16 protein-coding genes and 1 tRNA gene are annotated in these 24,436 nt (G+C 68.0%); 8 read left to right on the plus strand and 9 right to left on the minus strand.

What is annotated here, in order from left to right; genetic code table 11:
* Positions 1 to 89 precede the first annotated feature (89 nt).
* Together sphst_RS00210 and sphst_RS00215 are read left to right on the plus strand one after the other, a co-directional pair.
* On the plus strand, positions 90 to 1,832 hold the full coding sequence (locus tag sphst_RS00210) for a M28 family metallopeptidase (RefSeq protein ID WP_031396478.1): 1,743 nt from the start codon (positions 90 to 92) through the stop codon (positions 1,830 to 1,832).
* The gene (locus tag sphst_RS00215; RefSeq protein WP_031396477.1) at positions 1,829 to 2,665 is read left to right on the plus strand and encodes an epimerase; all 837 of its coding nucleotides are present in this window, start codon (positions 1,829 to 1,831) and stop codon (positions 2,663 to 2,665) included. The genes sphst_RS00210 and sphst_RS00215 overlap by 4 nt, the downstream gene beginning before the upstream one ends.
* Here sphst_RS00215 and sphst_RS00220 read toward each other — a convergent pair.
* From sphst_RS00220 to sphst_RS00230, 3 genes are all read right to left on the minus strand, one after another.
* Entirely contained in the window at positions 2,578 to 3,510 is a 933-nt protein-coding gene (locus sphst_RS00220) for a DMT family transporter (protein ID WP_031396476.1), read from the minus strand. The two genes, sphst_RS00215 and sphst_RS00220, sit on opposite strands and share 88 nt — an antisense overlap.
* Entirely contained in the window at positions 3,507 to 4,508 is a 1,002-nt protein-coding gene (locus sphst_RS00225; protein ID WP_031396475.1) for a threonine aldolase family protein, read from the minus strand. Before sphst_RS00225 ends, sphst_RS00220 begins: the two co-directional genes overlap by 4 nt.
* Positions 4,509 to 4,624: 116 nt before the next feature.
* Entirely contained in the window at positions 4,625 to 6,814 is a 2,190-nt protein-coding gene (locus sphst_RS00230; protein ID WP_056409713.1) for a transglycosylase domain-containing protein, read from the minus strand.
* Between the two features lie 121 nt (positions 6,815 to 6,935).
* Between sphst_RS00230 and sphst_RS00235 the strand changes: the two genes are divergently transcribed.
* A complete protein-coding gene (locus sphst_RS00235; RefSeq protein WP_051916696.1) occupies positions 6,936 to 7,559 on the plus strand; it encodes an NADPH-dependent FMN reductase in 624 nt (207 codons plus the stop codon).
* Between the two features lie 68 nt (positions 7,560 to 7,627).
* Here the strand turns inward: sphst_RS00235 and sphst_RS00240 are convergent, their stop codons facing one another.
* Genes sphst_RS00240 through sphst_RS00250 form a run of 3 tightly spaced genes read right to left on the minus strand, consistent with a single transcriptional unit; the run spans position 7,628 to position 13,535 of the window.
* Positions 7,628 to 9,124, minus strand: a complete 1,497-nt coding sequence (locus sphst_RS00240) for an efflux transporter outer membrane subunit (protein ID WP_107044985.1) — start codon at positions 9,122 to 9,124, stop codon at positions 7,628 to 7,630.
* Between the two features lie 4 nt (positions 9,125 to 9,128).
* On the minus strand, positions 9,129 to 12,326 hold the full coding sequence (locus sphst_RS00245) for an efflux RND transporter permease subunit (protein ID WP_107044986.1): 3,198 nt from the start codon (positions 12,324 to 12,326) through the stop codon (positions 9,129 to 9,131).
* 6 nt (positions 12,327 to 12,332) lie between these two features.
* Positions 12,333 to 13,535, minus strand: coding sequence for an efflux RND transporter periplasmic adaptor subunit (locus tag sphst_RS00250; RefSeq protein WP_031395481.1), 1,203 nt, complete (start codon positions 13,533 to 13,535; stop codon positions 12,333 to 12,335).
* A 128-nt stretch (positions 13,536 to 13,663) separates the two neighbouring features.
* Here sphst_RS00250 and sphst_RS00255 point away from each other — a divergent pair, with 128 nt between their 5' ends.
* From sphst_RS00255 to mdoH, 3 genes are all read left to right on the plus strand, one after another.
* Positions 13,664 to 14,239, plus strand: a complete 576-nt coding sequence (locus tag sphst_RS00255; RefSeq protein ID WP_320466530.1) for a TetR/AcrR family transcriptional regulator — start codon at positions 13,664 to 13,666, stop codon at positions 14,237 to 14,239.
* A 113-nt stretch (positions 14,240 to 14,352) separates the two neighbouring features.
* Positions 14,353 to 15,900, plus strand: coding sequence for a glucan biosynthesis protein (locus sphst_RS00260; RefSeq protein ID WP_107044987.1), 1,548 nt, complete (start codon positions 14,353 to 14,355; stop codon positions 15,898 to 15,900).
* A 3-nt stretch (positions 15,901 to 15,903) separates the two neighbouring features.
* Positions 15,904 to 17,772, plus strand: a complete 1,869-nt coding sequence (gene mdoH / locus sphst_RS00265) for a glucans biosynthesis glucosyltransferase MdoH (protein WP_107044988.1) — start codon at positions 15,904 to 15,906, stop codon at positions 17,770 to 17,772.
* A gap of 25 nt (positions 17,773 to 17,797) precedes the next feature.
* Here the strand turns inward: mdoH and sphst_RS00270 are convergent, their stop codons facing one another.
* Both sphst_RS00270 and sphst_RS00275 read right to left on the minus strand, forming a co-directional pair.
* Positions 17,798 to 19,789, minus strand: a complete 1,992-nt coding sequence (locus sphst_RS00270) for a beta-N-acetylhexosaminidase family protein (RefSeq protein ID WP_107044989.1) — start codon at positions 19,787 to 19,789, stop codon at positions 17,798 to 17,800.
* 189 nt (positions 19,790 to 19,978) lie between these two features.
* Positions 19,979 to 20,053, minus strand: a tRNA-Thr gene (locus sphst_RS00275).
* An 89-nt stretch (positions 20,054 to 20,142) separates the two neighbouring features.
* Here sphst_RS00275 and sphst_RS20825 point away from each other — a divergent pair.
* The gene (locus tag sphst_RS20825) at positions 20,143 to 20,292 is read left to right on the plus strand and encodes a hypothetical protein (RefSeq protein WP_199848874.1); all 150 of its coding nucleotides are present in this window, start codon (positions 20,143 to 20,145) and stop codon (positions 20,290 to 20,292) included.
* 5 nt (positions 20,293 to 20,297) lie between these two features.
* Here sphst_RS20825 and sphst_RS00280 read toward each other — a convergent pair whose 3' ends face one another.
* Positions 20,298 to 22,109, minus strand: a complete 1,812-nt coding sequence (locus sphst_RS00280; RefSeq protein WP_107044990.1) for an aminopeptidase P family protein — start codon at positions 22,107 to 22,109, stop codon at positions 20,298 to 20,300.
* Positions 22,110 to 22,354: 245 nt separating this feature from the next.
* On the opposite strand from sphst_RS00280, the gene sphst_RS00285 reads away from it, so the two are divergent.
* The coding region (locus sphst_RS00285; RefSeq protein WP_234387233.1) for a S9 family peptidase at positions 22,355 to 24,436 on the plus strand (2,082 nt) is incomplete at its 3' end.

The following is a 24,436-nucleotide window of genomic DNA, read 5'->3' on the forward strand; positions in this document are numbered from 1 at the left end:
CCGCCAGCCAAAGCTTGCCGGGCTGTGCTTGCGTGTCGCGGCCGGCGTGCTACCCGGCTGCAACACGTTCGTCTTGCAAGGATTTCGGCATGTATCGGCTCATCGGCGCGCTCTCGGTGCTCGCCCTCTCCACGGCGACGCTGGCGCAGACGTCGGCCCCGCAACCGAAAGCCGCCGCGCCGACACCGGCACCCGCATCGGGGGCCACCCCGGTGGCAAAGCCCGATCCGGCGATCCTCAATGCACGGCTCGCAGCGCCGCTGCCGGCGGATCAGGCGGCGATGAAGGCGCACGTCCTGTTCCTCGCCTCCGATGCGATGAAGGGGCGCGAGGCGGGCAGCCCCGAGTTCGACATCGCCGCGCAATATGTCGCTGCGCAATTCTATGCCGCCGGTCTGCGGCCGGGCGGTGACGATGCCGGCTATCTGCAGCGCGTACCGCTGGTCAGCTACAAGGCCGCGGACAAGGGCAGCTTCACCTGGACGCCGCAGTCGGGCGCCGCGCAGCCGCTGGTGTTCGCGGCAGATTATGTCCCCGCCGCCAACGGTGCCAAGGCCGATACCGCGGTGTCGGCGCCGATCGTATTCGTCGGCTATGGCATCGACGCCCCGCAATACGGCCAGAACGACTATGCCGGCGTCGACGTCCGCGGCAAGATCGTCGCCTATTTCGGCGGCGCGCCGGCACGGTTCAGCGGCGAGGAGCGCGCCTTTTTCGGATCCGGCGGCACCAAGGCCCGGACCGCCGAAAGCAAGGGGGCGGTCGGCGTGATCACACTCGAAAGCCCGCGGACCGCCAAGGCCCGCCCGTTCGCGCGATCGGCGCAATTCTACGACGCCGCCCGGATGACCTGGGCCAACCCCGACGGCACCGGCAAGGTCGACGCGCCCGGCGCGCCGTCGCTCGGCACGCTGAGCGTCGCAGGTGCGACCAAGCTGTTCGGCGCGTCGTGGAAGGCGATCGCCAAGCAGGCGCGGTCGGACAATGCGAAGTTCAAGTCGGCGCCGCTTGCGGGCACGCTGACGGTCGCGACCAAGACGAGCTTCGCGCCGGCGGCGAGCAGCAACGTCGTCGGCGTCATCCCCGGCACCGATCCGGTGCTTGGCAAGGAGGTCGTCGTGCTGTCCGCGCATCTCGACCATATCGGCATCACCCGGCCCGCGAACGGCGCGAAGGACGGCGATGCGCTCAACAACGGCGCGCTCGACAATGCGATCGGCATCGCCAGCCTGATCGAGGAAGCCAAGCGCTTCACGACCAGCGGCAAGGGCTCGAAGCGCACGCTGATCTTCCTTGCGGTCACGGGCGAGGAAAAGGGGCTGGTCGGCAGCGATTACTTCACCAACCATCCGACCGTGCCGCTCGCCAATATCGTCGCGGACGTGAACCTCGACATGCCGATCCTGACCTACAAGTTCGAGGACATGGTGGTGTTCGGCGCGGAGCGATCGACGCTCGGCCCGATTGTCCAAAAGGCGGTCGCGGCGATCGGTGTCGGCCTGTCGCCCGATCCGATGCCCGAAGAGGGAATCTTCGTCCGCTCGGATCATTTCCGCTTCGTGCAAAAGGGGATCCCGGCGGTGTTCCTGTGGCCGGGGCAGAAGGGGCCGGGCAAGGCCGCGGTCGCCTATTTCATGGCGAACAATTATCACAAGCCGTCTGACGATCTGTCGCAGCCGATCCTGTGGGATCAGGGCGTGCGGTTCGTCGATGCGAACTACCGGATCGCCCGCGAGATCGCCGATGGCGCGGAGCGGCCGGTCTGGAATGCGGGCGATTATTTCGGCACGCTCTACAAGGGCCCGATGGGCCGGGCAGCGGCCGCGAAATGAGCCGGCTGCTCGTCTTCGGCCTCGGCTATACCGCGTCGCGGATCGCACGCCGCCTGGCCGGGGACGGGTGGCATGTCGTCGGCACGTCGCGCGACGGTCGCGGCGACACGATCCGGTTCGACGACGCCGCCGCGGTCATGACGGAGATCGCCGCGGCGACGCATATCCTGTCCTCGGTCCCGCCCGAGCATGACGCCGACCCCGTGCTGGCGCGCTACGGATCGGCGCTGCTGCGGACGCGCGCCTGGCTCGGCTATCTGTCGTCGACCGGCGTCTACGGCGATGCCGGTGGTGCCTGGGTCGACGAGACCGCGCCGATCGGCGGCGGACGCCGGAGCACGCGGGCGGCGGCGGATGCCGACTGGCTCGCGATCGGTGCACGGACCTTTCGCCTGCCCGGCATCTACGGCCCCGGGCGGTCGCCGCTCGACCGCGTGCGCGAGGGCAAGGCGCACCGCATCGACCAGCCGGGACAGGTGTTCAGTCGCGCACATGTCGACGATATCGGCGCGGGCGTGATCGCGGCGTTCGATGCGCCGCCGGGCGCCTATAATCTGGCGGACGACGTCCCCGCGTCGCAGAACGACGTCGTCGCCTTCGCCGCGGCGCTGCTCGGCCTGCCCGCGCCGCCGTTCGTGACGATCGAGCAGCTGTCGGCCATGGGCCGTGGTTTCTACGCCGAGAACCGGCGGGTCGCGAACGGCAAGGCGAAGCGCGTCCTGCGCTGGACGCCGACCTGGCCGGATTACCGGGCGGGTCTGCGGGCGCTGAGCGCGATGACGAGCCCGGCACCCGCGAGCACCGCACCGGCCACCGCCAGCGTCGACCAGTGATAATGCTCGAAGATCGTCGATAAGATCATCGCGATGACCGGCACGATCACCCCCGAATAGGCCGCCTTGGCAGGCCCGATCGCGCGGATGACGTTGAAGTAGAGCGGGAAGGCGAGCGCGGAGGCGAAGATGCCGAGATAGAGGATCCCGGCGATATAGCCCAGCCGCAGCTCGAACACCGGCGGTCCGGTGGTGATCCAGGCGAAGGTCGCGTCGAGCGTCGCGCCGATCAGCATCGCGATCGCCAGCATCGGGGCCATCGGATAGCGTTTGGCAAACGCGCTGCCCTGCATGACATTGGCGATCGACGCGGCCAGGACGCCGCCCAGCGTCAGGGCGATGCCGATGGTCGCGGACTGCGGACCATGCGGATCGACCCTCGCCTCGTTGACGAACAGCAATGCGACGCCCGCCATCGCGACGGCGCACCCGAGCATCAATTGTCGCCCGAGCTTCTGCTCCAGGAAGATGCGGCCGAACACCGCGTTGGGGACGAGCAGCAACGCGAAGACCACCGCGACCAGCCCCGACGTCACATAATGCTCGGCGCGGTAGACGAAGTTGAAATTGAACGCGAACAGCGCGGTGCCGATGACCGCGGCAAAGGCATAGCCGCGGGCGTCGAGCACGAGGCTTTCACGCTTTACCCGCGCATAGATCGCCATCGCGATGCCGGCGATGAGGAAGCGGTAGCTGATCGACCAGCTCGGCGGCACCACCGCGATCTGGTCGCGGATGACGAGCCAGGTCGACCCCCAGATCAGCGTGACGATCCCGAACGGGACGAGCACCGCCGCACGCGTCGACTGGATCGGGGGGTGCGGCGAACCGGACGGCCCGGTCATAACGCCCGGATCGCGTCCGCGAGCTGGTCGACCGGACCGACCGGCGTGTCCCACGCGGTCACCAGCCGGATCTCACCTGCTGCCCAGTCATAGAAATCGAACCCCTGCGCGCGGAGCGCGGCGGCTTCGTCGGGGGTCGCGCGGAGAAAGACCTCATTGGCCTCGACCGGATGGACGAGGCGGTCGCCCGCGGCCGCGGCCAGTCGCGTGGCAGCCTGGTTCGCGGCCTCGCCATTGGCGAGCCACAGGTCGTCCTCGAGCATCGCGAGGATCTGCGCGGCGAGGTAACGCCCCTTCGACAGCAGCAGGCCCGCGCGCTTGCGGCGATACTGGGTGACCGCGGCGAGCTGGTGTTTGAAGAACACCAGCGCCTCCGCACTCATCGCGCCGTTCTTGACGAACCCGAAACTCAGCGCGTCGACGCCTGCGCGCCACGTCATGTCGGCGGGCGAGCATCCCGCATGGACCATCGCGTTTGCAAAGCGTGCGCCGTCCATGTGGAAGCCGAGCCCGCGCTCCCTTGCGAGCGCGCCGATCTCGGCGACTTCGTGGGGGCGGTAAACCCGGCCATATTCGGTGGCGTTGGTGATCGAGATCGCGTGCGGCTGGACGCGGTGGACGTCGTCGGGGATCGCGTCGAGAACGGTGCGGATCGTCGCGGGCGTCAGCTTCGCGCCCTCCCCATCGGCGAGGAACAGCTTGGCGCCGTGGGTGTAGAATTCGGGCGCGCCGCCCTCGTCATTCTGGATATGCGCGTCGCGGTGGCAGACGATGCCGCCATGTGGCGGGCACAGCGCGGCGAGCGCAAGGCAGTTGGCGGCGGTGCCGGTGGGCACCCACAGCACCGCGACCTCGGTTTCGAACAGCGCCGACAGGCGGCCGTCGAGCTGCTGGCTCCATTGATCACCCGCATAGGCGGTGTCGAGCGTGTCGGCGGCGGCGATCGCGGCCATGACCTGTGGGTGGATCCTGGCGGCGTTGTCGGAGAAAAAGCGCATCGTCAGGACATGCTGCGATGCGGTGATGGCGTCAACGGGCGCTTCGCCTGGGTCGCCCCCTTCTACGTCGTCATCCCGGGTCCTGACTTTCGTCAGGATGACGGCGGGGGATCGGACTACTGCCCCTCGTCAAACCCCGGTTCCTCCTCGGGCGGCCGGCGATCGTCGCGGGGTGGCCCATCCTCCGGTCGATCGCGGCGTGCGGGGCCGACCGAGATCGTCCCGTCCTCGCCCATCTTCAGGTTGAAGCCGAGCCCCTCGATCTCGCCGCCGAGTGGCAGGACGCTGTTGTCCCCGTCTTCGGGGGGCAGCGCATCGGGGTCGATCTCCTCGACCGGCGGCGCGGGGGCGGCGACGGGAGCGATACCCAGCGCAGACTGCATGAAGTCGCGCCAGATCCGCGCGGGGATGCCGCCGCCCGACAGGCCGGGGTTCGAGCTGTTGTCGTCGTTGCCGACCCATACGCCGACCACCAGGTCGCGTGCGAAGCCGACGAACAGCGCATCCTTGTTGTCCGACGTCGTCCCGGTCTTGCCGAACGCATCGACCGTCAGGTTGGCGCTCCGCCCGGTTCCGTTGCGGATCGAGGCAGCGAGCAGGTCGAGCATCTCGTCATGGATCTTCGGCGGCAGTGCGGTCGAACCGCCGGTCAGCGACTGGTACCAGCCCTTTTCCCGAACATCGGCCAGCCCGCGCGGCTGCACCGGATAGGTCTCGCGCGCGATCGCGGCATAGGCGGCGGTCAGCTCGAGCAGCGACACGGTCGAGGTGCCGAGGCCGATCGTCGCCTCGTTCGGAATGGGCGTGGAAATCCCCAGGTCGCGCGCAGCCTTGATCACTGCCCGGACGCCGACTTCTTGCGTCAACCGGGCGGCCGCGACGTTGGACGAGCGGGCAAATGCCTGGCGCAGCGTGATCGTCCCCTGGTAGCGGCCGTCGCTGTTCTTGGGCGTCCAGTCGCCGATCGTCACCGGGCGGTCCTCGATCGTCGAATCGGGTGTCATTCCCGCGCGCATCGCGGCGAGATAGACGAACAGCTTGAACGTCGAGCCGGGCTGGCGCCGCGCCTGCGTCGCGCGGTTGAACGGGCTCTTGCGGTAGTCCTTGCCGCCGACCATCGCGACGACGCGGCCATCGGGGCGCATCGCCACCAGCGCGACCTGCGCCTCGCGCAGTCCGGCGCGCGCGACGGTGCGTTCGGCGGCACGTTGCAGCCGCGGATCGAGCGTGGTCCGGACGGTCGTCTCGGTCTTCACCTCGCCCGCCTGGTCGCGCGCCTCGGGCAGGATCCAGTCGGCGAAATAGGTGCCGTTGGGAAGTTGCGTCGGGCGGTTCGACAGCACGCGTTGCGGGCGGACCGCATCGCCCTCCGCTTCGGTGAGGAAACCCGCGGCGACCATCGCGCCGACGACGACGGCTTCACGCTTGCGCGCACCCTCGAGGTTGGAGGTCGGGGCAAGCCGCGACGGCGCCTTGACCAGGCCGGCTAGCATCGCCGCCTGGCCGACGTTCAGCGCCGCGGGTGTCCGGCCGAAATAATGCTTGGCGGCGGCGCTGATCCCATAGGTGTTGTCGCCGAAATACACGTTCGACAGATAGCGCGAGAGGATCTCGTCCTTCGACAGCCATGCCTCGAGCCAGACGGCGATCATCGCCTCCCGGATCTTGCGCGTCGCGGTGCGGTCCGAATCGAGGAACGCGTTCTTCGCGAGCTGTTGCGTGATCGTGCTGCCGCCCTGGCGCACGCCGCCCGACCCGAGATTCGCCCAGGCCGCGCGCGCGATCCCGCGCGGGTCGATACCCCAGTGCGAATAGAAGCGGCGGTCCTCGATCGCGAGGAACGCCTCGCGCACGTGCGGTGGCAGCGTCGCCGCGTCGACCGGTTTGCCGATGATCGCGCCACGCCGGGCGATCGGCGTACCGTCATCGGCGGTCAGCGTGATCGAGGGCGGGGTCGGTGGCTGCAGCGATTTCGACAAAGGCGCCGTGATCGCCAGCCAGATTATCGCAATCACCAGCAGGATGATGCCGATACCGGTGCCGCGCACGATCCACCGGCCGATCCCGCCCCGCCTGCGCCGCGGTGTCGCGGGCTGGGGGTAGCCATCGTCCTGGCGGGGATCGTAATTGCCGTCCGGATCCTCGCCCAGTCGCTCGCGCTCATATTTCTCGCGCAGGCGTTCGCGCTCGGTGATCAACCGCTCGCGTTCATAGGCATAGGGCTCGCGTTCGCCGGACATGCCGGAGCCGGATCGGGCGGGGTCGAAGGGATCGGGGCGCATCGGATCGTTCCAGCGGTCGGGCATCTGGTGTGTTATCGTTCTATGACAGTTCGGACAAGCCTATGCGCACGCTTAACGTGTACGCGCGCTGAGCGACAGCATTGGCCTGTTGTCATCACCGGGCGAAACGGGGAAGAGCATAATGATGACGTTCGAACAGGGTGACACCGTGGCAGCTACCGACTCTCTATCGCCCTCCCTGCCGCTTGTCGTCGGCATTGGCGGGACGATCGGCGGCGTGTCGTCGACCGAGCGCGCATTGCGGATCGCGCTCGATTCGGTCGAGCGACACGGATACCGGACGCAGATGTTCGGTGGCGCGGACATGGCCCGGCTGCCGCTTTACGATCCGAAGGCGACCGAGCGGACCGAGGACGAGCGTGCCTTTGTCGCGGCGGTGCGCGCGGCCTCGGCAGTGATCATCGCCAGTCCGGGCTATCATGGCAGCATCTCGGGCGTGGTGAAGAACGCGCTCGACCTGCTCGAGGAAACCGCGCGCGATCCCGAACGGCCCTATCTGGCGGACATGCCGGTCGGGCTGATCGCGACCGCCTATGGCTGGCAGGCGACGGGCAGCACGATCGCGGCGCTTCGCTCGATCGTCCACGCACTGCGCGGCTGGCCGACGCCATTCGCAGCGGCGATCAACACACAGGTTACCAAATTCGATGCCGAGGGCGGCGCGAGCGATCCCGCGGTCCTCGAGCAGCTTCGCCTGGTCGGCCGGCAGGTCGCGCGGTTCGCGCCGCTGTCCGAACCGGCAAACTGATCGCGCGTCGCACCGCCCCATCACCCGGGGCTGGCCCGGAATGACGCGGCGGGCGTGACGGGCCAGTCTTACCGCAGCCCGCCGCCGAGCGCGCGATAGAGCTCGACCGCGTTGGTGTCGCGGACCAGCCGCGTCGCCAGCAGGCTCTGCTGCGCGGTGTAGAGCGAGCGCTGTGAATCGAGCGTGTTGAGGAACGGATCGATCCCCGCGCGGAAGCGCAGTTGCGACAAGTTGAACGCGCCCGCCGCATTGTCGCGCAGCGACGTCTGCGCCTCGAGCTGGCCGTTGATCGTACCGCGGCGGGCAAGCGCGTCGGCGACCTCGCGGAAGCCGGTCTGGACGCTCTTCTCATAGGTAGCGAGCATCGCGTCGCGCGAGGCCTTGGCGTAGTCCAGATCGCCCTTGTTGCGACCGAAGTCGAAGATCGGCTGCGTGATCGACGGCGCGACCGACCAGGATTCGCTGCCCTTGCCGAACAGGTTCGACAGGCCGAGGCTCAGCGTGCCGAGCGACGCGGTCAGCGAGATATTGGGGAAGAACGCCGCGCGGGCCGCACCGATATTGGCGTTCGCCGCAATCAGCTGATGCTCGGCGGCCGCGACGTCGGGGCGGCGCAGCAGGACTTCGGAGGATAGGTTGGCGGGCAGATTTTCCAGCGTCGGCGTCTTCTCCGGCATCCGGGCCGGCAGCAGGTCGGCGCTCAGCGTCGTGCCTGCGAGCAGGTTGAGTGCGTTCTGGTCCTGCGCGATGAGCGTCGTCGCGTCGGCGATGTCGGAGCGCGCCTGGTCATAGGTCGTCCGCGCCTGGCGCACTTCGAGTTCGGACGCGATGCCGATGCGGAACCGATCCTGCGTGAGCTTGAGCGTTTCCCCAAAGGCCCGTTCGGTGTCCTGCGCGATCTTCAGCCGATCCTGGTCCGCCGCCATCGTCAGCCAGGCGGTCGCGGTTTCCGCGATCAGCGACACCTGCGCGGCGTTGCGGTTTTCCTCCGCGGCGAAATAGGCCTGTTGCTGCGCCTGAGTCAGATTGCGGACCCGGCCGAACAGATCGATTTCCCAGGCCGAGACGCCGAGATTGGCCGAATAGATGTCGAACCGGCCGCCGCCAGCGACCGCCCCGGCACCGGTGCCGCCGCCGCCGGTGCCGCCTCCAGTACCGCCGCCCGTGCCGCCACCCGTGGTGCCGCCCGTACCGCCACCGACGGCGCCGAAGGGGGACTTCTGATAGGTCGCACTGCCCGTCGCACCCAGCGTCGGGAACAGGTCGGCGCGCTGGACGCGATATTGCGCCCGCGCCTGCGCGACATTGGCAACCGCGATCCGGACGTCGCGGTTGTTGTCGAGTGCGGTGCGAATGACGCGGCGCAGGCGGTCGTCGGTGAAGAACGCCTCCCATGCGGTGTCCGCGGGCACGATCGCACCCGCCGCATCGGTCGCCGCATAAGCCGGTCCGGTCGGCGTGGACGGGGCCACCGGAAGCTCGGGCCGGACATATTTCGGGGCCAGGTTGCAACCGGCGAGCGTGAGCCCGGCGGCGAACGTCAGAGCGATTTTGCGCGAGAACATCGGATCAGGCCTCCTGCGGCCGCTGGTCGTGGGGCGTGGTGTCGCCGTCACGGGTGTCGTCACGTGTGTCATCACGGTGGCGGTCTCCGTCCTGCTGGCCGGGCTTGTCCTGCTTGAAGACGCGCTTCACGAGCAGGAAGAACAGGGGCACGAAGAAGATCGCGAGCACGGTCGCGGACAGCATGCCGCCCACCACCGCCCAGCCGATTGCGTTCTGGCCGCCGGCACCCGCACCGCTCGACAGTGCGAGCGGGAGAACACCGAAGATGAACGCGAACGAGGTCATCAGGATCGGGCGGAGACGCAGCTTGGCGGCCTCGACCGCGGCATCCGCGGCGTTCATCCCGTCGCCCATCTTCTCCTCGGCGAACTCGACGATCAGGATCGCGTTCTTCGCCGCCACGCCGATCGTCGTGATCAGGCCGACCTGGAGATAGATGTCGTTGTTGAGCCCCGCGACCATCGCCGCGAGCACCGCACCGAGCACGCCGAGCGGCACGACGAGAAGCACGGCGATCGGGATCGACCAGCTCTCGTACAGTGCGGCAAGGCAGAGGAACACGATCAGCAGCGACAGCGCATAGACATAGGTCGACTGCCCGCCCGAAAGCTGTTCCTCATAGCTGAGGCCGGTCCACTCATAGCCGATGCCGGGGGGCAGCTTGGCCGCCATTTCTTCCATCGCCTTGATCGCGGTGCCGCTGCTGACGCCGGGTGCGGGCGACCCCATGATCTCGAACGAGGCGACGCCGTTATAGCGTTCGAGACGTGCGGGGCCGTAGGTCCAGTCGGTCGTCGAGAAGGAGGACATCGGCGTCATCGCGTTGGTTGCGCCGCGGACGAAGAAGTTGCCGAGGTCGGCGGGCGACTTGCGGAACGGTGCATCGGCCTGGACGAACACCTTCTTCACGCGACCGCGGTCGATGAAGTCGTTGATGTAGGATCCGCCGAACGCGGTGCTGACGGTGGTGTTGATATCCGCCTGGCTCAGCCCGAGCGCGCCTGCCTGGGCCTGGTCGACGTTCAGTTTGAGCTGTGGCGCATCCTCCAGGCCGTTCGGACGGACCTGCATCAGGCGCTTGTCCTGGCTGGCCATGCCGAGCAGCATGTTGCGTGCCTCAAGCAGCTTGTCGTGGCCAACGCCGGCATTGTCCTTCAGCATGAAGTCGAAGCCGTTGGCGTTGCCCAGTTCCTGCACGGCGGGGGGCACGAAGCCGATCACCATGCCGGCGCGGATCCCGGCGAGCGCCTGGTTCGCGCGCTGGGCGACCGCGGCGACGGTGTTCGCGTCGCCTTCGCGATCCTCCCACGGCTTGAGCTGGATGAAGGCGAGGCCGACATTCTGGCCCTGGCCGACAAAGCCGAAGCCGCTGATCGTGAAGATGCCCGCAATGTTGGCCTTTTCGTCGACCAGGAAGTGATCGCGCAGCTTGTCCATCGTCCGCGCAGTCTCTTCCATCGTCGTGCCCGTGGGCATCGACACCTGCGCGAACATCAGCCCCTGATCCTCTTCGGGAAGGAAGCCCGAGGGCAGTCGCAGGAAGACGAACAGCATCGCGCCGACGATGACCGCATAGACGATCATCGTCCGCACCCAGCCCTTTTCTACGCGGCGCAGGCCCTTGCCATATCGGTCGACGCCGCGATCGAAGGTCCGGTTGAACCAGCCGAAAAAGCCCTTCTTGTCGCCGTGATCCTGCTTGGACGGCTTCAGGATGGTGGCGCAGAGTGCGGGCGTCAGGATCAGCGCGACCAGCACCGAAAGCACCATCGACGAAACGATCGTGATCGAGAACTGGCGGAAGATCACGCCGGTCGAGCCGCTGAAGAACGCCATCGGCAGGAACACCGCGGACAGGACGAGACCGATGCCGACCAGCGCGCCGCTGATCTCGTCCATCGATTTCTTGGCGGCCTCCTTGGGGCTCAGCCCCTCTTCCTGGATCAAGCGTTCGACATTCTCGACGACGACGATCGCGTCATCGACGAGCAGACCGATCGCCAGCACCATGCCGAACAGCGTCAGCGTGTTGATCGTGAAGCCCGCGACCTGAAGCACGGCGAGCGAGCCGAGCAGCACGACCGGCACCGCAATCGTCGGGATGAGGGTGGCACGGAAGTTCTGGAGGAAGAGGAACATCACGAGGAAGACGAGGATGATCGCCTCGATCAGCGTGTGGACCACCTGTTCGACCGACAGCCGCACGAACGTCGAATTGTCGACCGGATAGGCGATCTTGACGTCGGCCGGGAACTGCTTGGCGATCTTCTCGACCTCGGCCTTCACCAGCGTGACGGTGTCGAGCGCGTTGGCGCCCGGCGCCAGCTTCACGCCGAAGCCCGCCGCCTGCTTGCCGTTGTAGCGCGCCTGGAAGCTGTAGTTTTCCGAGCCCATTTCAACCCGGGCGACATCGGCGAGGCGCACGGTGGCGCCGCCGGTGGCCGAGCGGATGATGATCTGGCGGAACTGTTCCGGGGTCTGCAGACGCGACTGCGCAGTGACGGTGGCGTTGAGCGCCTGGCCCTTGACCGCGGGAAGGCTGCCGACCTGACCGGCGGAAACCTGTGCGTTCTGCGCGGTGATTGCCGAGGTGATGTCGGTGACGGTGACGCCGAGGTTCGACATCTTGAACGGATCGACCCAGATCCGCATCGAATATTGCGCGCCGAACACCTGCGTGTCGCCGACGCCCTTGATCCGGCTGAGCGGATCCTGAAGCTTGGATGCGATCAGATCGCCGAGATCGACCTGATCATGGCTGCCGTCCTGCGAATAGGCGGCGATCACGAGCAGGAAGTTGGCGGTCGCCTTGGTCACGCGAAGCCCGGCCTGCTGCACTTCCTGCGGCAGGAGCGGGGTCGCCTGTTGCAGCTTGTTCTGCACCTGGACCTGCGCGATGTCCGCGTCGGTGCCCTGTTCGAAGGTCAGCGTGATCGCGAGATTGCCCGCGCCGTCGCTGGTCGAGGCGAAGTAGCGAAGGTTGTCGATCCCCTTCATCTGCTGCTCGATGATCTGCGTCGTCGTATTCTCGAGCGTCTGCGCGTCGGCGCCCGGATAGGACGTCGCGACCGTCACCTTGGGCGCGGCGATCTCGGGGAACTGCGCGATCGGCAGCGACCGGATCGCCAGTACGCCGGCCAGCATCAGGATGATCGCGATGACCCATGCGAAGATGGGTCGATCGATGAAATAGCGTGACATGAGGCGTTACTTCCCGGCCTGCGTGGAGGCGGCACCACCAGCCGTGGCATTCCCGGCGGCGTCCTTGCCACCGGCCTTGCCGACCTGCTGCGGAGCGGCGGGCTTGACGGTCGTGCCGGGGCGCAGGTTGAGCAGCCCCTCGACGATGAGCTTGTCGCCGGGCTTCAGCCCGCTGGTGACGATCCACTTGTCGCCGATCACGCGGTCGGTGACGACATTGCGCTGTTCGACCTTGTTCTGCGCGGTGACGACCATCGCGGTCGCCTTGCCACGCGGATCGCGCGTGATGCCTTCCTGCGGGGCCATGATCGCCTGGCTGCGGATCCCCTCGACGAGCTTGGCGCGGACATACATGCCCGGCAGCAGCAGCCCGTTGGGATTGGGGAAGCTGGCGCGCAGCGTGACCGCGCCCGTCGCCGGATCGACGGTGACTTCGGCGAACTGCAGACGACCCTCGATCGGATAGGTCTGGCCGTTGGGCAGGATCAGCTGAACGCGTGCGGTGCCGTCGCCACGCGTCACGCCGCCCGAGGCCATCGCCGCCTTCAGGTCGAGCAGCTGCGCCGCCGACTGGGTGACGTCGACATAGACGGTATCGGTCCGCTGGATCGTCGCGAGCGCGTCGGTCTGCCCGGTCTGGACGAGCGCGCCGGCGGTGAAGATCGACCGGCCGATACGACCCGAGATCGGCGCCTTGATGCGGGTGAAATTGAGGTTCACGCGTGCTGCTTCAACCGCTGCACGCTGCGCTGCAACATTGGCACGTGCCTGCTGCGCGGAGGCGGTGGCGTTGTCCGCCTCCTGCTTGCTGACCGCGTTAAGCGCGACGAGCTGGCCGTAACGCTGCGCCTGGAGTCGGGTCGCATTGATCTGCGACTGCGCCGCGCCAAGCTGGCCCTGCGCGGTGCCGAGCGCAGCGCGATAGGGGGCGTCCTCGATTTCGTAGAGGACCTGGCCCGAACGGACCATCGCGCCTTCGGTGAACAGGCGACGGCGGATGACGCCCGATACCTGCGGCCGCACTTCCGACGTCTCTACCGCAGCAATCCGCCCCGGCAGCTCGGTGGTGAGCGTCACCGCCTCCTGCGCGACCGTCACGACGCCGACCGTGGGCGTCGGCGGGGGCGGGGGGGCTTCTTCCTTGCTGCACGCCGCCATCAGCGCCAGCGCGGCCAGGGCCACCGATCCCTTGAGGTTCAATCGCTGCATGTTGAGCATCCCGACGTCCGTGCAGAAGAGTTCACCGGAATGAACGTTCATTCCGCTTGCGCCGCCGCTATGGACGTGCAAACGCCGGGTCAAGTTAAAACGTCGTCCGGAGTGGAATTTTGAGTGCAGTGCAACATGAGAAGTCGGCGCGTTCGCACATCGTTGATGCGGCCCGGCATCTTTATGCGACGCAGGGATTCCATCAGACGTCGATGGCCGAACTGGCTGCCGCTGCGGACGTTAGCGTCGGCCAGATCTATCGCCTGTTCACCGGCAAGAACGCGCTGATCCAGGCGCTGATCCTTGAGGATGCCGAGGCCAAACTCTCAGACCTGCGCAAGCTGACCGACGACGTGTCGACGGGGCGGCTGTCGATCGAGCGCGGATTTGTCGAGCTCGCGCGGCGGTCGCTCGCCAAGGGGGATGAGGCGCTGTCGTTTGATATCATGGCAGAAGCGCATCGCAACGGCGAGGTCGCGGACACGATCGGCTCGCTCTGCACCGGGTTTCGCACGGTGGTGCGCGATCTCGCCTGCGTCGCCAATCCCGCGCTGTCGGCAAATGCGCTCGACGGCGCGGAGGAGCTGGTGCTGGCGTGCATGTTCGGGCTGGGGCACCGGACCTTGTCCTGTCCGCGGCTGTCCGAGACCGAAACCGCAGAGGTCACCGGGCGGATGATCCTCGCGGCGCTCCACGCGCTCTGAGACACGACACGGTGTCCTGACGACGGGGCAGGCGGCCCCGTTTGGCGGGCGGGCGGCGGCGCGGGGCATTACCGATTGTTGCACTGCGGCGCGCGAAGTCGGATAAGCGGTGCATGACCGAAACGACACGACGCGACATCATGATGGCCCTTGCGGCCACGGGCCTGTGGCCGGCGGCGGCACTGGCACAGACGGGGGCGGGCACCCCCCGCAGGCGCGGCACCGCGGCGTCGACCGCCCCCGCGCTGGGCAAGCCCGAGTCGTTTTCCTGGGAGGCGCTGCAACAGCGCGCCGCCGCGCTGGCGCGCGCGCCTTACCGCGCGCCGGCCAAGGTCGCGGCGGCCGAGGCGATCGATTATGATGCGGTCGGCTCGATCAGCTATCGACCCGAGCGCACGCTGGCGGGGGGCATCCGCCTGTTCCCGCTCGGCCGCTATGCGCCGACCCCGGTCGTAATCCATGTCGTCGAACGCGGGCAGGCGCGCGCGGTCGATTTTGCCGCGGATCTCTTCAAGGCCGAGTCCGGGCATCACGCCGCCCTCGGCATCGCCGGCTTTCGCGCGGTGTCGAGTGATGGCAAGAGCGACTGGATGGCGTTTATCGGCGCCTCCTATTTCCGTACCGCCGGTTCGCAGGACCAATATGGCCTGTCCGCGCGCGGTATCGCGATCGACACGGGGATCGACGGCAAGGAGGAATTTCCCGCCTTTACCGCCTTCTGGATCGAGGCGACGGGCGCGCAGAGCTACACCGTCTATGCCCTTCTCGACGGGCCCAGCGTGACCGGTGCGTACCGCTTCGTGTGCCGGTACACCGACGGGACCGATGGCGGCGTCGTGCAGGATGTCTCGTCGACGATCACGCTGCGCAAGGACGTCGCGCGGCTCGGCATCGCGCCGGCGACGAGCATGTTCTGGTATGGCGAGGGCAACCGCGCCGCGGCGATCGACTGGCGCCCCGAAATCCATGATTCAGACGGGCTGGCGATGGCGACCGGTGCCGGCGAGCGGATCTGGCGTCCGCTCGCCAATCCCGCGACCCCCACGCTCGACAGCTTCCAGGACGACAATCCGCGCGGCTTCGGCCTGATCCAGCGCGACCGGGCGTTCGATCATTACCAGGACGACGGTGCCTTCTACGATCGCCGAGCAAACCTGTGGATCGAGCCGAAGGGCGACTGGGGCAAGGGGGCGGTGACGCTGTACGCCTTCCCGACCGCGAGCGAGACGGTCGACAATATCGCCGCTTTCTGGGTGCCCGCCGCGCCGGCGACCGCGGGCAAGACGATGCAGTTCGACTATCGGCTGACCTGGTCGTCGCGCGATCCGTCGGTCGCGCAGGCCGCGCATGCGGTCGAGAACTGGCGTGGCTCGGCCGGCCGGCCGGGCGCCGAGCCGACGCCGGGCGCACGGAAGGTCGTGGTGGATTTCGTTGGTGCGACGCTCGCCGGGCTCGACCGGTCGAGCGGGGTGACGGTGCAGGCCGATGTGAGCCGTGGCCGGGTCCTCGCCAGCGCCGCCTATCCGGTCGTCGGCCAGCCGAACCGCTGGCGCGTCACGCTCGATGTCGCCCCCGAACGCGGCGTCCTCGCCGATGTCCGGCTGTTCCTGAAGCGCGGCGGGCAGTCGCTCAGCGAAACCGTGCTGACGCAGGTGGGTTGAGCCATGACCGTGGACAGCCCGGGCCGCCCCGGTCATCCCGCACTTCCGGCACGATTGCCCGCCGACGTCCCGATCGACATGCCGCTGCAGAATTTCCGGGCGCGCGGCACCGGCGGCGGGCCGACACCCGACCCGCTGGCCGGACCGTCCAACGGCTCGGACACGCTGACCTCGCCCGAGGGCATGTCGTCGCGGCGACTGCTCCTGTTCCTGCTGACGATGCTGCTCGCCACCACCGCCTCGGCGGCGGTCCAGGATTCGTTGCTCGGCGACGGCATCGACCTGTGGGACGTCGCGCTGCTCGTGCTGTTCTTCCCGCTGTTCGCGTGGATCGCGTTCGGGTTTCTCAATGCGCTGATCGGGTTTGTCCTGCTGATGACGCGGATGCATCCCGGCTTCGTGCCGGTGCCGCAGAACCGCCAGCCGCTGACCGGGCAGACCGCGGTGCTGATCCCGGTCCATAACGAGGACGTCGACGCGGTGTTCGGCCGGATCGCGCGAATGATGCATGCGATCGAGGCTGCGGGCGAGGCGGGGAGCTTCGCCTTCTTCGTGCTGAGCGATTCGGGCGAAGAGTCGGGCGCGCAGGAGGTCGCGGCCTGGGAGGTGCTCGCCCCCGGATCGCGCGTTCCGCTTTATTATCGCCGCCGGACCGACAATGTCGCGCGCAAGCCGGGCAATGTCGCCGACTGGGTCCGGCGCTTCGGCGGCGGCTATGATCACATGCTGGTGCTCGACGCGGACAGCCTGATGAGCGGCGACGCGATGATCGGCATGGCGCAGGTGATGGAGCGCCGCCCCTCGGTCGGCCTGTTGCAGACCGTGCCGACGATCCGCGGCGCGACCACGCTGTTCCAGCGCTGGATGCAGTTCAACAGCCGGCTCTACGGCCCGATCTCGACCGCCGGACTGGTCTGGTGGTCGGGGTCGGAGGCGAGCTTCTGGGGGCATAATGCGATCATCCGCACCCGGGCCTTTGCCGAAAGCTGCGGCCTGCCCGTGCTGCCCGGCGGCCCGCCGTTCGGCGGCGCGATCATGAGCCACGACATGGTCGAGGCCGCCTTGCTGCGGCGGCGCGGCTGGGCGGTGCACCTGATCATGATCGACGACAGCTATGAGGAATTTCCCCCGACGCTGATCGACATGGCGGTGCGCGACCGGCGCTGGGCGCAGGGCAATATCCAGCATCTGAAGCTGCTCGGGTCGGACGGGTTCCATCCGGTCAACCGGCTGCAGCTGGCGATTGGAGCGTCGGCGTACATGACGTCACCCGCCTGGCTGGTCCTGATCCTGACGACCATCGCGCAGGCCTTTGCCGGCGAAAGCAAGCTCGTCGAGGCGACCACCTCGGCGCGCGTGCTGGCGCTGACGGTCATCCTGCTGTTCGGTCCCAAATTGCTCGGGATCATCTGGGCGGTGTCCGACCGGAGCCGGCGCGCGGCGTTCGGGGGCGCGCGGGCGATCATCCTGTCCGCCATTGCCGAGATCCCGCTATCGATGCTGTCCGCGCCGGTCATCATGCTGACGCAGACGATGGACCTGATCAGCATCTTCCGTGGCCAGCCCTCGGGCTGGAGCCCGCAGAACAGGGATCGCGACGGGCTGTCGATCGCGGATGTCGTGCCGCGCTATCGCTGGCATCTGGCGGCGGGGGTCGCCCTGCTCCTGATCTCGCCTGCCGTTCCGATTACTGCGCTGTGGCTGGCGCCGGTGACGCTCGGGCTGTTGCTGTCGCCGTGGCTCGCCAAATGGAGCGCGAGCAACACGGCGGGGAGCCGCGCTGACGCGCGCGGCCTGTTCCAGGTGCCCGCCAGCGGCATCGACCAGCTACCCGCGACCGAGGCGTCGGCGCTCCGCGCGATCGCGCACTGACGCGCCACGCGCGGCGCAGCCGCCGCTACCGCACGGCTTCGGCGGAGGCCGACGTGGTGGGGGCCGGGGCGGTGGCGGTGGCGATCAGCGTCGGAGCCTCCGCAACGAACCGGTCGAGCACCCCGTCGGCGACCCGGATCGCACCGTCGAACCGAGTCGCACCGGGGATGGTCTGGACGGCTGCGGCCTGTGCGGCGAGACGCCGCGCCTCGGCGAAATAGCCGGGGGCGGCCGTGCCGTCGTGGTTCGCGGCGTCGAGTCCGGCGGCGGTCATCTGCAACGCGCGACCCCAGATCTGCATCGCATCGAGCCAGGGGCGTGCCTGGTCCGCAAAGCCCGGATCGATCGTGCCCGAGCGGATCGTGTCGGGCGCGGCCGCCAGCGTGTCGGCCGCCCTGGCCAGATCCGCGAGCGCGAGACCGCGGGCGGCCGCATCGCCCTCCGCCAGCGCGAGGCGCACGGCGTCGAGCTGGGCCTTGAGCCTGGGCGCCTGGGGCTGCCAGGGCTGGCTGCCGAAGGTCGGGGCGAGGTGCTGCGTGTCGAAGAAGCTCAGCAGCGCCGCGGTCGCGCGCGGATCGCCGCCCGCCAGCTCGCGGGCGGCGAATTGCCACGTGCGGTCCGCGTCATAGTCCTTGTCGTTCCAGCCGAACGCAGCAACGCCGGTCACCGCGACGCGGCTTGGCGCCTCCTGGTTCATGGGGTTCGACAGGATCCCCGTCAGTTCGCCCGCCAGCCCCGCCTCGCGCCGCGCATAGGGCGCGAGCAGCAGCCGCCCGGTGGTCTGGGCATAATCGTTGACCGGATAATTGTCCCACAGCAGCGTCTTGCGCCCGAAGGCTTTGGTCGCGGTCTTCGCATCGGCGATCGAGATCGCGGGGGGGACGACATCGGTGCCGGTCCACTGCACCACGACGCGGGGATCGAGATATTTGCGCAGCGCCGCCTTGTACGGGGTTTCCTTCGCGTCGTAATATTCGGTCGGCACCATGATCAGCGGGCGCGACGACGGATCCTTCGCAAGCAGATCCGCCTGAACCGCGTTCAGCAGGCGTGATTGCGCGATGCCTGCGGCCTCGGCGCCCGATGGTCCGAAACTGGCCTTGTCCCGTTCGCAATTCCATTTGGTATATTCGATGTCGTCGAGCGCGACATAGAAGCTGTGGACGCCGATCGATCGCAGCGCGGCGAACTTGCGTTCGAGCGCCTGAGCATCGGCGGGGTCGGAGAAGCACACCGAGGGGCCCGGCGAGACCGCATAGACGAAATCGACATGGTTGTGCCGTGCGGTCGCGACCAGCGTGCCGAGCGCGGACAAAGTCGCCGCGGGATAGGCCTCGCGCCAGCGATCGCGCGCATAGGGATCGTCCTTGGGGCTGTAGACATAGGTGTTCGCCTTGACGGTGGCGAGGAAGTCGAGATGCTTCGTCCGGTCCGCCATCGTCCAGGGCTTGCCGTAAAAGCCCTCGATCGTGCCGCGCATCGGCATCGCGGGATGATCCTGGATCACCAGCGCGGGGAGGGCCGGGCGTGCCGCGAGCTGTCGGAAGGTCTGGACGGCATGGAACAGTCCGTCCGCGTCCTGGCCCGCCAGCGTGATAATGCCGCTGCTGCCCGCTGCGAGCGTGGCGATCGTATAGCCTTCGGGATGCGTGTCGCGGACGGTACCGGCGCGGGCGAGCGCGTCGCGGACGATCGCGGTGTCGCCGGTGCCGAGCAGGATGTGCGGGCGATCGGGGGCGGCGGGCAGCCGCCGCGCGGTCGTGATCGTCGTGACTCCGGCGGCGCGCAGGATCTCACGGACCAGCGCGACGCTGTCACCGTCGGTGCCGGCTGGGGCGACGAGCACCACCGATCGGCCGAGCGTTATCGTGCCGGTCCGCAGCGCGACCGACGTCGGCGCGGGGAAGATGGCGGGCATCGTCACCGGCTGCGCGATGCCCTGCGCGGAGACCGTGGTCGCCAAGCCCGTCGCGATCAGGGCCGCGTACGTCCCCGTCATGGCCATGCGTCGCGTCATAACAGCTCTCCGGTATTTCATTGGTATTATGAGAGCGGTTTTAGGCACAGGACGGCGTCACGGCAAGGCGTCGCTGCCATGGCGGCCATTGCCGACAGACTTTGGTCAGGATGGGGTAACCGACCTAGGGCCCGCTGCTGCGGGGCCGGCGGGACGTCGGGTCCACGCGGCGGTCGGATGAAAAAAAGCTGGTGCTGCCGGTGAGGATTGAACTCACGACCTCAGCCTTACCAAGGATGCGCTCTACCACTGAGCTACGGCAGCACTCGTCGACATCGCTGTCGGCGGAGTGGGGCTAAGAGACGAGGGCGGGACGATTGTCAAGGCGTCGCGCGACGATGTAGAGCGTTATTATGCAATCGAACGATGAAAAGGCGGCGGAAAAAGCGGCCCGCATGGCCGCCGCGCTGCGCGAGAATCTGCGCCGTCGCAAGGCGCAGGCGCGTGCCGCGTCGGCCGGGCCCGCCGCGGCTCCCCCTACGGACGAGCCGCCTGTGGACTGAGGCGGTCAGCCGATCGGCGCGCATTTTGCCTGGAGCCAGGCGCGGTCGTCGCCGGTCATTTCGGGCGAGAGCGTATCCAGCACCTGCGCGTGATAGGCGTTCAGCCATGCGAGCTCGGGCTGGGTGAGCAGCGACGGTTCGATCAGCGTGCGCTCGATCGGGCAGAAGGTCAGCGTCTCGAAGCCGAGCATCGCGCGGTCCGCGCCGGGAATCGTGCGCGGTTCGATCAGCAGCAGATTCTCGATCCGGATGCCGTATTCGCCCGCCTTGTAATAGCCGGGCTCGTTCGAGAGCATCATCCCCGCACGCAGCGGCTCCATCGCCGCGCCGCCGGGGTAGTTGGGCGAGGCGATCCGCTGTGGTCCCTCGTGCACCGCCAGATAGGCGCCGATGCCGTGACCGGTGCCGTGCGCGAAATCGAGCCCCGCCTCCCAGAGCGGACGCCGTGCGAACGCGTCGATCTGGCCGCCAAGCGTGCCGTCGGGGAAGACCGCGGTCGCGATCGCGATATGGCCCTTGAGCACGCGGGTGAAGCGGTCGCGGATCTCCTTGCCCTGTTCGGGCGCCAGCGCGCCGATCGGCATGACGCGCGTCACGTCGGTGGTGCCGTCGGCATATTGCCCGCCCGAATCGACCAGATAGAGCTGGCCGGGCTCGAGGGGGACGTTCGACTCCTCGGTGCAGTGGTAGTGTGGGCTGGCGCCGTGCGCGCCGGTCGCCGAGATCGTGTCGAACGAGGTGTCCTTCAGCAGCCCGGTCGCCTCGCGGAAGGCGAGCAGCTTCGCGGTGGCGGACAATTCGGTCTGGCTGCCGTCGGCGCAGTCGGTCTCGACCCAGCGCAGGAAGCGCGCGAGCGCGGCGCCGTCGCGGACCGAGGCGGCGCGGTGGCCGGCGATCTCGACCGGGTTCTTGAGCGCCTTGGCGAGCACGACGGGATCGCGCAGCGCGAGGACCTTGGCGCCGCCCGCGGTCAGCGCGTCGGAAATCGCGGCGACGGCGCGTTCGGGATCCGCGGCAACGCGCTTGCCTGCGAAGTCGCGTAGCGCGGGCTGGAACGCGGCGCGGTCATGGACGCGGACCGCGTTGCCGAGATGCTGGCGGACCGTGTCGTCGAGCTTTTCGGGTGCGACGAACAGGTCGGTGGTGCCGTCGGCGCCGACGATCGCATAGCTGAGCGCGACGGGGGTGTGGCTGACGTCGTCGCCGCGGATGTTGAGCGTCCAGGCGATCGAATCGAGCGCGGACAGCACGACCGCGTCGGCGCGCTGTTCGGCGAGCCAGTCGGCGATCCGCGCGCGTTTTTCGGCGGACGAGGCGCCGGCGAACGCGTCTGGCTGGATGGTGATCCTGGCGGGCGATGGCGCGGGGCGGTCGGTCCAGATCGCGTCGATCGGGTTGGCGTCGACCGCGACGAGCTCAGCGCCGCGATCGGCGAGCACTGCGCTGGCTTCGGCGACCCAGGCGCTGGTGTGGAGCCACGCGTCATAGCCGATCCGCGCGCCCTCGGCGACGTGCGTGCCGAGCCAGGCGGCGACACTGGTCTGCGGCACGGGGGCGTATTCCCAGTGATCGCCATCGACCTGTTCGCGGACCTGGAGCGTGTAGCGGCCATCGGTGAAGATCGCGGCGCGGTCGGCGAGCACCGCGGCGCTGCCCGCCGAGCCCTGGAACCCGGTCAGCCAGCCGAGCCGCTGCGCATAGCCGCCGACATATTCGCTCATATGCTCGTCGGTCAGCGGCACGACGAAGCCGTCGAGGCCGGCGGCGGCGAGATGGGCGCGCAGGGCGGTGAGTCGGGTCGGGCTGGATCGGGTCATCGGGGCTTTCGTCGATCTGAATGTTGTGAATGTTGAGACGCTGGCAGCAAAAAATGCGGCTTTGTCAGGGGCAGCGTGCCGGTCGGGTGCCGCGCGGGCGGGGCGTGTGCGGGCGATTGGGGCCGGGACAGGGCATGGCGCGTGTTGTGACAGAAACGCGGCGTGTAGGACAGCGGGGTTTGCTTGCGGGCGGGGGCCTCTTGCGTTGGCTTCCGGTCGTGGGGGCGGTAACAGGGGGGATGACCATGAATTCCCCTGCCATCTCTTCGCCCGAGACCCCATCCGTGCCGCCGCGTGCCGAGCAGCGGCCGCACAGCTTCACCGCGCATGGCGTGACGATCGAGGATCCCTATGCGTGGCTGAAGGATCCCAACTATCCCGAGGTCGATGACGCGGACGTGCTGGCGTATCTCGCCGCCGAGAACGCCTATTTTGAGGCGCAGATGGCGCCGCACAAGGCGCTGACCGACACTTTGTACGAAGAGATGAAGGCACGCATCAAGGAGGACGAGTCCTCGGTCCCGCAAAAGGACGGCGACTGGCTTTACTGGACCGCCTACGAGACCGGCGGCCAGTACAAGAAATGGTGGCGCAAGCCCGTCGCGGGCGGTGACGACGAACTGCTGCTCGACGAGCCGGCGCTGGCCGAGGGGCATGAATATTTCCGGCTCGGCGCGTTCTCGGTCAGCAATGACGGGCGCTATCTCGCCTATGCGATCGACGACAATGGGAGCGAGCGGTTCGAGGTCCGGGTCAAGGACCTGAACACCGGCGAGCATCTGCCCGACGTCATCCCCGGCATGCTGAGCGAGATTGTGTGGACCGCGGACGATGCAGGCTTCCTCTACGGTCTGGCGAACGAGCAGTGGCGGACCGACAATGCGCGGTTCCACCGGCTGGGGACGCCGATCAGCGACGACGTCGTGCTGTTCCACGAGGAGGACGAGGGCTTCCGCGTCGGCGTCGGCGAGACGAGTTCGCGCAAGTGGATCGTGATCGCGACGAGCGACCATGTGACGAGCGAGATCTACCTGCTGCCCGCGCACGAGCCGCTGGCAGTGCCGATCCTGGTGTCCGCGCGGAAGGTTGGTCGCGAATATGACGTCGACGAGCATGACGGGACGCTGTTCATCCATACCAACGACGTCGATCCGAATTTCCGCCTGTGCACCGCGCTGGTCGAGGAGCCGGGTGCGTGGACCGAGCTGATCCCGGCCAGCCCGACCTTCTACATGACCGGGGTGGAGTGCTATCAGGACTTCTTCGTGGTCGACGGGCGCGAGGACGGGCTCGATCAGATCGCGATCCACCGGTACGAGACGCCGACCGAGGGGAAGCGGATCGAGTTTCCCGAGGCGAGCTATGTCGCCGGGCTCGGCGATAATCCCGAATATGACATGACCGTGCTGCGGCTCGGCTATGAGTCGATGGTCACGCCGGGGACGGTGCACGACTATGACGTCGACACCGGTGAGCGGACGATGCTCAAGGTGCAGGAGATCCCGAGCGGTTACGACGCGGCGAAATACGCGACCGAGCGGCTGAAGATACGCGCGCGGGACGGGACGGAAATTCCCGTTTCGATCGTCTATCCAGCCGGGTTCGTGCGCGACGGGTCGGCGCCTGTGTTCCTCTATGCCTATGGCGCGTACGGCTATGCGATCCCGCCGGGCTTCTCGACCGGGCGGATGAGCCTGCTCGACCGCGGCTTTGCCTATGCGATCGCGCACATCCGCGGCGGCGATGACCTCGGCCAGCAATGGTATCTCGACGGCAAGCTGGAGAAGCGCGAGAACACGTTCAACGATTTCGTCGATGTGGCCAAGGCGCTGGTCGACGCGAAGTGGACGTCTGCGGGGCGGATCGCGATCGCGGGGCGGTCTGCGGGTGGTGAACTGATGGGGGCGGTGGTCAATTCCGACCCTGAGCTGTGGGGCCCGGTGATCGCCGACGTGCCGTTCGTCGACGTGCTCAACACGATGCTCGACGCCGAATTGCCACTGACGCCGGGGGAATGGCCCGAATGGGGCAATCCGATCGAGGATCCGGCGGCGTTCGCGCTGATCCGGTCCTATTCGCCGTACGACAACGTCAAGGCGCAGGCCTATCCGCCGATGTTCATCAGCGGCGGGCTGAACGATCCGCGCGTGACCTATTGGGAGCCGGCGAAATGGGCGGCCAAGCTGCGGCTGATGAAGACCGACGACAATGTGCTGTTGCTCAAGACGAACATGGGTGCGGGGCATGGCGGCAAGTCGGGCCGGTTCGAGTCGCTGCGCGAGGCGGCGGAGGAGCATGCGTTCGTGCTGTGGCAGTTGGGCGTCGCG

The organism is Sphingomonas sp. STIS6.2 (genome assembly GCF_000732685.2).
Taxonomy (GTDB): domain Bacteria; phylum Pseudomonadota; class Alphaproteobacteria; order Sphingomonadales; family Sphingomonadaceae; genus Sphingomonas; species Sphingomonas aerolata.